Source organism: Sandarakinorhabdus sp., from assembly GCF_040398645.1.
Lineage (GTDB): Bacteria > Pseudomonadota > Alphaproteobacteria > Sphingomonadales > Sphingomonadaceae > Sandarakinorhabdus.
The window spans coordinates 1-1,040 of sequence record NZ_JBBATR010000126.1; the positions used below are offsets into that span (position 1 = coordinate 1).

The following is a 1,040-nucleotide window of genomic DNA, read 5'->3' on the forward strand; positions in this document are numbered from 1 at the left end:
TAGGCCATCTGCAGGGCGCGCGCCGGATCCTTGGGCGCCATTTCCATGCAGGCGCGGTAACGGGTGGGATCGGACGGTGCAGCCGCCGCCGGAGCAGCCACTGCGGCGGTGGCGCCCATCAGCAGCAACAGGCCAAAGTGACGTGTCAAACCAGTTCCTCGATGGTGCGCAGCAGCACCGCAATATCGGCGTCACGCGACAGGCGATGATCACCATCCTTGATGAGCCGCACCTGAACATCCTTGCTGTGCAGCCGCGCCGCGATGTCCAGCGCCAGCCGCCACGGCACCGCATCATCGCGCTGGCCGTGCAGCAGCCGCACCGGCGCGGAGATGCCGATCAACCCATCGAGCAACAAATGCGCCGGCGCGTCGGCAATCAGCGCGCGCGAATAGCGATAGGGCTGCGCCGCATAGCCGGACGGCCGCGTGAAAAAGCCATCTGTCGCCAGATGATGGCGATCAATCTCGCCGATCTTCAGGCCCCAGGTGGTGAAATCCGGCGCCGCCGCAATGCCCACCACCCCGGCCAGCCGATCATCGAGTTTGAGGCCCGCCAGCAGCGCAATCCAGCCGCCCATCGATGATCCGACCAGCACCACCTTGCCCTGCGGCCAGACATGATTGATCAAGGCCAGCACATCGCCAGTCCAGCGCCCGATGCTGCCATCCAGAAAATCGCCGCCGCTGGCCCCGCAGCCGGCATAATCCAGCCGCAGCCGCGCGCGCTGTTGACGGCGCGCATGGTCGCTGACCGCCACCGCCTTGCTGCCGGTCATGTCGCTCATGTAGCCGGGCAAAAACACCACGAGCGGCCCGGCGCCGGCCCCGAAGCGATAGGCGAGGGAAGCGCCGCCGTGCGGAAACTGCTGCGGATTGGGCATGGCGCACGGCATAGGCCATGGCTGGCAGGCTGGGAAGGGTGAAGCCGCCTGCGTGCCTATGGCCAGCCGAGCCAGATCCCAGAACCAGTTCCCAGAACCAGATGCCAGAACCAGTTCCCAGAACCAGATGCCAGAACCAGATGCCAGAACCAGATGC

At 66.1% G+C, this 1,040-nt stretch carries 1 protein-coding gene; it reads right to left on the reverse strand.

Annotated elements, in window-relative coordinates:
• Positions 1-145: 145 nt before the first annotated feature.
• Positions 146-883, reverse strand: a complete 738-nt coding sequence (locus ABWP50_RS13545) for an alpha/beta hydrolase (RefSeq protein ID WP_353218511.1) — start codon at positions 881-883, stop codon at positions 146-148.
• Positions 884-1,040: the final 157 nt, after the last annotated feature.